The 6,339-nt window shown below is 59.3% G+C and carries 7 protein-coding genes and 1 pseudogene; all 8 read right to left on the bottom strand.

What is annotated here, in order from left to right; genetic code table 11:
• Positions 1 to 68: 68 nt before the first annotated feature.
• On the bottom strand, positions 69 to 746 hold the full coding sequence (locus tag LL253_RS19035) for a hypothetical protein (protein ID WP_228228134.1): 678 nt from the start codon (positions 744 to 746) through the stop codon (positions 69 to 71).
• Between the two features lie 175 nt (positions 747 to 921).
• Positions 922 to 1,050 carry a hypothetical protein gene (locus LL253_RS19885; RefSeq protein WP_266101081.1) on the bottom strand — a complete coding sequence of 43 codons (129 nt, stop codon included), beginning with the start codon at positions 1,048 to 1,050 and terminating at the stop codon, positions 922 to 924.
• A gap of 8 nt (positions 1,051 to 1,058) precedes the next feature.
• Positions 1,059 to 1,840: pseudogene (locus LL253_RS19030) on the bottom strand (SDR family NAD(P)-dependent oxidoreductase).
• A gap of 8 nt (positions 1,841 to 1,848) precedes the next feature.
• Entirely contained in the window at positions 1,849 to 2,451 is a 603-nt protein-coding gene (locus LL253_RS19025) for a DUF4142 domain-containing protein (RefSeq protein WP_228228133.1), read from the bottom strand.
• Between the two features lie 20 nt (positions 2,452 to 2,471).
• Positions 2,472 to 3,665, bottom strand: a complete 1,194-nt coding sequence (locus LL253_RS19020) for a zinc-dependent alcohol dehydrogenase (RefSeq protein ID WP_228228132.1) — start codon at positions 3,663 to 3,665, stop codon at positions 2,472 to 2,474.
• Entirely contained in the window at positions 3,665 to 4,258 is a 594-nt protein-coding gene (locus LL253_RS19015) for an SRPBCC family protein (protein WP_407696128.1), read from the bottom strand. Before LL253_RS19015 ends, LL253_RS19020 begins: the two co-directional genes overlap by 1 nt.
• Positions 4,259 to 4,605: 347 nt before the next feature.
• The gene (locus LL253_RS19010; RefSeq protein ID WP_228228131.1) at positions 4,606 to 5,355 is read right to left on the bottom strand and encodes a Crp/Fnr family transcriptional regulator; all 750 of its coding nucleotides are present in this window, start codon (positions 5,353 to 5,355) and stop codon (positions 4,606 to 4,608) included.
• Between the two features lie 309 nt (positions 5,356 to 5,664).
• Complete coding sequence (locus tag LL253_RS19005; RefSeq protein WP_228228135.1) at positions 5,665 to 6,294, bottom strand: Crp/Fnr family transcriptional regulator; 630 nt, start codon at positions 6,292 to 6,294, stop codon at positions 5,665 to 5,667.
• Positions 6,295 to 6,339: the final 45 nt, after the last annotated feature.

Raw genomic sequence — 6,339 nt, 5'->3', positions numbered from 1 at the left:
GACGAGTTCAACATGGGTCAATTCTCAGTGGAAATTTACGCCCTACCCGGGTCACTTCTCAGTGGAAATCAACAGCCATCATCATCCAGTTCGCGCGCCTTGGCGAGAACGTTACGGATCTGGCGGTCGCTGAGAACCTGGTTCTGTCGCGCCAATGGCTCGGTAACCGTTTCAACAGGAAACACGGGCTTCAGCCCGAATTTGATGGTGAGACCAAAATCCTTTGGCAGCGCTTTGCGATGTTCCTCGAAGGTCGCGTTGAGCGCTGCCTTAAGTTCGGAAACAACGCGCATTTTGCTCGACCCAGGCAATCCTTCGCAAAGGCGGCGCTGCCAACCGCGTAGATGGACCTCCGTCAGATCGTGGAGTTTCGTTAACACCAGCGCCTCGTCCTTAAGAACATGTGGGGTGAGTTTCATATTCGCGGTGGATCGCGACGGACGCCCAACTCGCAGGGATTGCCGTTTATCCCGCATTGCGATGAAGGCCTCGACCGATTCCTTCACCGTGATGTTAGGATTCAGCAAATTACCGCCTGACTCCTGCAATTCGAACCACTCGGTTGCCTTGTCGAGCGCCTGTTTCCAGTTGAGTACCGTATCGCCATTTGCCAGAACGATATCGTCCGCAGTACCAAGTGACCGCTTGGTCCCATGGCTATCGCCTCCGGCGGGGCGATAACGCGCGACCCATGTGCCGCCCCGTGCACCCCGATAGTAGCCAAGGTGCAACCCTTCGGATATCATGCGCCAATATGGACTTGGCCGAGACTTCAATCGAGCCCGCGCGCTCCGTTCTTGAAGCCGAACCTCCGTCGTTGTTCGTCCCATCTATTGATCCAAAAAATCGTCCACACGTAGTCCATAGACATACCAGAACGGGGGTGAACGACCAAGGATAGAAATCATTCAAGTTATTGATTTAATTGAAGTCCATCGACATCCACGAGCGTTTTTCCGAAGGTCTTTCATGGCCGGGCAGCGCCTCTTTCAAGGGACCTTCCGGCGTTTTCGCCCCGTCCCCATCTGTGACTTTTTTCTTCGTCATCATATCTTCTCCTATGCCTCGTCGGCGCTGCCCGGCTCTGCCATGTTCCGGTGTTGGTCCGCGAGGATCGATGCGGGCGTCACATGCGCTGCTGCTGCCTGCACCTTGTTCTTCCAACCGGAAACGATATGCGCCTTGCCCGCCATCAGCGCGTCCCAACCATCCTGCGCCACCTTGGCCGGATCCGCTTTTTCGCGGGTGCCGACATCGGTATCGAGCATATCAGCGCGGGCGAAGAATTGGGTATCGGTCGCGCCAGGCATCAGCGTCGTGATCGTCACGCCATCCGCATCCTTGAGTTCATCGCGGATCGCAGCGGCGAATTGTTGATGAAGGACTTTGTGCTATTGTACACCGCATTGAAGCTGCCGGGGATAAAGCCGGCGATCGATCCAGTGATCAGGACCTTGCCGGCGTTCCGCTGGACCATTGGGCGCAGCATCCTCTGCAACAGATACACAGTGCCGGTGATATTGGTGTCGATCGAACGTCGCCACAACGCGACGTCCTGTTCCAAAAAAGCGTGTCCCGTGCCCATTCCCGCATTGGCGCAAAGCAGATCCACCGAACGGTCGCCCGCTGCCTCTAGCAATTGGTCGACGCCGTCCAAGGTGGCGAGGTCAGCCTGAAGCGAACGGACGTAGCCACCATGTTGCCGAAGCGCGTCGGCAGCAGCGTCGATCCGCGGTTCGTCCGCGACGACAAGCAGGTCATAGCCCTCCCGCGCCGCGATTTGCGCCAGTTCCAAACCGATGCCGGTCGATGCGCCAGTGATGATCGCGAAGGGTTTCATGGTTAGCGTCACGCGGCGGGCAGGCTGGCAAGACGGTCGATATGCGCCTGCACCACCTTGGCGACGGCACCGGCCGTCTGCTTTAGCGCTGGCGTGTCCCCGTCGCGGGCATAGCCCTGATGCAGCGCCAAAGCGGCGTCATGAGCCATTCGCTGGTTCCGCACATAGACGCTGTCGAAGCGCCCAGCGTCCGCAGCCTTGATCTCCTCGAGCATCTGCTGCTGGTTGGCCATCAGCTTGGGGGGCTGTACGGTCACGCCTGCCTTCTGGGCCGCGGCCTTGATGTCGGCAGTCGACTTTTGGTGCTGGTCGATCATCATCTGGGCGAAATCGCGCACCGCCTTATTCTGACTCTTTTCGAGCGCGGCCTTCGACGACTCGATCTCGAACAGGTCGGCCGCGCCCGCTTGTGCGACATAGCCGGCCGCATTGGTAGGCGCGGCCACGGGGGCGTTTGGCATCATCGCGCTGGCATTGTTGCCGGCCATGATCATGGCGTTTCCAGCCGGCATCGCCGCATTGCCAGTGGCAGCGGTTTCGTCGGCGGGCTGCTGCTGACACGCAGCCAGCGCAAGGGCCGGCAGCGTCAGGATCAGGGGCGTCATCTTCATCCTGCTTCTCCTTCTCTTTTTCAGGCAACCTGAGATAGGTCCATGCCCGGTTTCAACACGACCTTGGTCACTTCATCCTGCTTGTCATGAAACATGCGATAGCCCTCGGCCGCCTGTTCCAGCGGCATGCGGTGTGAGATGAGGAAGGTGGTGTCGATCTTGCCTTCCATGATCGCGTTGAGGAGCCCGGGCAGATAATGCTGCACATGTGTCTGGCCGGTCTTGAGCGTCAGTCCTTTTTCCATGAACGCGCCAAGTGGAAACTTGTCGACGAAGCCGCCATAAACGGCGGGCATGGACACCCGCCCGCCCTTGCGGCAGGCGAGGATCGCCTGGCGGATGGAATGGGTGCGATCCGTGCCGGTGAAGGTCGAGACCTTAATCTGGTCCCATATATTGTCGGCGAAGAAGCCATGCGCTTCCAGGCCGACCGCGTCTATGCAGGCATCGGGACCGATGCCGCCGGTCATTTCCAGCAGCGCTTCATAGGTCTTTGCCTCTTCAAAATTGATCGTTTCCGCGCCGAAGCGCTTCGCCAATTCAAGCCGGTGCGGGAAATGGTCGATCGCGATCACGCGTTCTGCGCCCATGAGGAAGGCGGACTGGACGGCAAACAGTCCGACCGGGCCGCAACCCCAGACCGCCACCGTGTCGCCCGGCTCGATCTGCGCATATTCGGCCGCCTGCCATCCGGTGGGCAGAATATCGGAGAGGAAAAGGACCTTGTCGTCCTCCACCCCGTCTGGGATGACGATGGGCCCGACATCGGAAAAGGGCACCCGGACATATTCGGCCTGCCCACCGGCATAGCCACCGGTCATGTGACTGTAACCAAACAGGCCTGCCATCGGCTGTCCATAGGCCGCCTGGGCAATATCCTGATTGTCGGCGGGCACGCCATTGTCGCAGGCGGAATATTGGTGCTTCGAACAATGAAAGCAGGACCCGCAGGAGATGGTGAAGGGCACCACGACGCGCTGCCCTTTACGCAAGGTGGAGCCGGAGCCGGTTTCCACCACCTCGCCCATGAACTCGTGACCCAATATATCCCCCGCCTTCATTGACGGAATATAGCCATCATAGAGATGCAGGTCGGAACCGCAGATAGCCGTTGAGGTAATGCGGATTATCGCATCGCGCGGATTCACGATCTCTGGATCGGGCACGGTATCGACCCGGACATCATGCTTGCCATGCCATGTCAGTGCACGCATCAGTTCATCTCCTCGGCCCGTTGCGCCCTGGTCCAGGCGCCGGTTGCCACCTCCCCTGTTTCCATCAATTGCTTGAAGCGGCGGAGATCGCGGCGAACCTGAATTGCCGGCTCGCGCTGAAACAGCTTGGCAATTACCTTGCCCACGATGCCCGCAGGCGAATCGTAGAGAAGCGTCGCAGTAACCCAGGTGCCGCGACCGCCCGGCGCATCGCGAAATTCGACGCGGCCGCTGTTGGCGACGTCTGCACCCTCTTCCGAAGTCCAGCCGATGACTTCACCCGGCCTGTCCTCCGTGACGGCGGCAACCCATTCCACGGTGCGGCCGGCCGGCGCTTTCACCGTCCAGCGGTAGCGATTGCCGCCCATCGGTTCGACCCGCTCCACATTCTCCATGAATTGAGGCAGCTGCTCCAGCGTGCGCCAATAGTCGTAAAGCTCCCGACGCGGGCGATTGATCGTAACGGTCTTGCCGATTAGGCTGTCGCCCTTGGGCGCGCTCATTTCCTCTGCGGCTACCGCAGCCCGACCTGAATCTTTCGATGTGGTGACGGGTGCATCCTGACGGTGAATATCTGTAAGGCCCGTGCCCATGCTTCCGGCTCCTTGCTCAATCCGATGGCCCTCAAGCGGCCAAAGGCGCGGGCCTGTTCCTTGCCGACGTGATAAAAGCCCAGAAAGCGAAACATCGTTAACATGCGTCAGTAGGCCAGGACGTCAGGCTGCGAACAGGGCCGTCCAAGCCTTCTTTTTTTGGAGAGAAGTGCTTCATGATCTGATGCGATGATGACGGACGGTGGTAGTTTGGTATCGAGCAGGCCCACATCTGGTCATCGGCATTTCAGCCTGTTCCGACTGGCAAACCACCATGGCGGTTGTGTCGTGGGCACAGGCGCGTTGAGCGAACTGGCGTTGGGCTGGAACACTTATGGTCGGCTACGTTAGGGCATGACGCGGTCATCGACCTTACGGCTGGTCCAGGGCAGCGGGCGAAATTCGGCAATCCGGGTGAGGGCTCGCCAGTCGGGAATATGGATATTGCGGCGGTGGCGACGGATGAGCCCTTGCATCTGCATTGCACGCAGCGTGCGATTGACGTGAACCGTGGTTATGCCGGTGGCGTCCGCAATGTCCACCTGCGACATCGGCAAGGTGATCGAACAGCCATCCGCGCCCCCGCCAGGATGGCTGCGCATCACCAGTTCACACAAGAGATAGGCTATCCGCGCCCGTGCTTCCCGCCGCCCAACGTTGGATATCCAGGCCCTGTAAATAGAAATATCAGCGGCTATTTCATCGCAAATAGCCCGTAAGATGCTGAGCCGTTCCTGACTGAGCGCCAGAATGGCCTCCGTTTGCACAATTGCGACCCGAACGCGCGTGAGCGCCTGAACGAAATCCTCCGATGTCGCAGGCGGGGTTATCGGCAGGTTCAAAAAGTCGCCTGGTCCGTGCATGCCCACTATATGGCGCAACCCATCAGCCGAAATGCGATGACGGTGTGTGACCCCAGACAGCTGGACATGCCAGCCCATGATCAACTCGCCTTCCTCGACGACATAGCCACCCGGACCGACCAACCGTTCCTGATAGGGTAGCGCCAGCAAAGCCCTCTGATCGTCCGCTGAAAGCTGCGCGCGTGCCCCCAGCCGCTCGACAAGCGGCGCCAGAGCGTGATTATCCGCCATCATTCAGCAGCGGTTGCGCAGTGGCAGGTCGCAACAAAGGATATAGGGTCGGCTTGCGAGATGCGCGCCCCGTCTATCATGCGGAAGCACTGGACCGAGCCCATATATCGATGTTCAGGCCATCCCCCTGGCCCCTTGTGGCATCCATTCCCTGTTATTGTCATGCCCTGTCATCTTGGTCGCGCTAATCACTGACGCCTCTGCCGACGGGGATTCAAGGCTCCGGCGACAATAAGCGCATTACCTTGCGTCAGGCCGGGCCGCATCGACGCTAACATAAGCTAAATCACTGGAAATATTTACGTCCGCGTTTTACACAGGGTCATGAGGTCCCAGTGCCGCCAGGTCGCGCAACGCGCCCAGGTCAGGAATACGAAGCCATTTGGAATGGAATTCCAACACACCCTTGGCGCGCATGGCTTGAAGCGTCCGGTTGACGTGAACCGCCGTCAAACCCGTGGCATCGGCAATGTCGGTTTGCGTCAATGGAAGCGCGCATTGCTGCCCATAGGCCAGCCCTGCCCGGCGCATGCGCTCAAACAATTCCAGCAAGAGATGCGCGAGCCTTTCGACCGCAGTCTTGCGTCCCAAGCTGACGAGCCAGCCCGATTGCCTCTCAATAGATTCCGCTAACCGCAATCCGGCGCCTCTGGACCGATCCAGAGGCTGCATGTCGCCCAGCGGCCGTCGCACGGCACGAACATTGGTGAGGGCAACCACGGCATCATGACACACACCCGATAGCGGCCATATTGGATCGCAAAGATCTCCAGGCAGGTAAAGTGCGGTGATCTGGCGCCGACCATCTGACAGCAGGCGATGGCGACAGGCCCAGCCCTCCAAAATATCGTAATAAGCCTCCGGTCGCTCATTTTCCCGTGCTAAAAACTGATGCGGACGGAAGAAGGCCAGATCATCGCTCGGCGCTATTTGGCTCAACATGGGCTTCCCCTGAAAAGCCCCCCGAGCCGACACCCTATCTAACGA

The organism is Sphingobium soli (genome assembly GCF_020782245.1).
GTDB lineage: Bacteria > Pseudomonadota > Alphaproteobacteria > Sphingomonadales > Sphingomonadaceae > Sphingobium > Sphingobium soli.
The sequence above is the reverse complement of the archived record's forward strand: the minus strand, read 5'-3'. Positions and strand labels throughout refer to the sequence as shown.

Excerpts from the sequence above, each read along its gene's own strand:
- LL253_RS19035 (WP_228228134.1), bottom strand. The coding sequence starts at position 746 with ATGATATCCGAAGGGTTGCACCTTGGCTACTATCGGGGTGCACGGGGC.
- LL253_RS19885 (WP_266101081.1), bottom strand. The coding sequence starts at position 1,050 with ATGATGACGAAGAAAAAAGTCACAGATGGGGACGGGGCGAAAACGCCG.
- LL253_RS19025 (WP_228228133.1), bottom strand. The coding sequence starts at position 2,451 with ATGAAGATGACGCCCCTGATCCTGACGCTGCCGGCCCTTGCGCTGGCT.
- LL253_RS19020 (WP_228228132.1), bottom strand. The coding sequence starts at position 3,665 with ATGCGTGCACTGACATGGCATGGCAAGCATGATGTCCGGGTCGATACC.
- LL253_RS19015 (WP_407696128.1), bottom strand. The coding sequence starts at position 4,258 with ATGGGCACGGGCCTTACAGATATTCACCGTCAGGATGCACCCGTCACC.
- LL253_RS19010 (WP_228228131.1), bottom strand. The coding sequence starts at position 5,355 with ATGATGGCGGATAATCACGCTCTGGCGCCGCTTGTCGAGCGGCTGGGG.
- LL253_RS19005 (WP_228228135.1), bottom strand. The coding sequence starts at position 6,294 with ATGTTGAGCCAAATAGCGCCGAGCGATGATCTGGCCTTCTTCCGTCCG.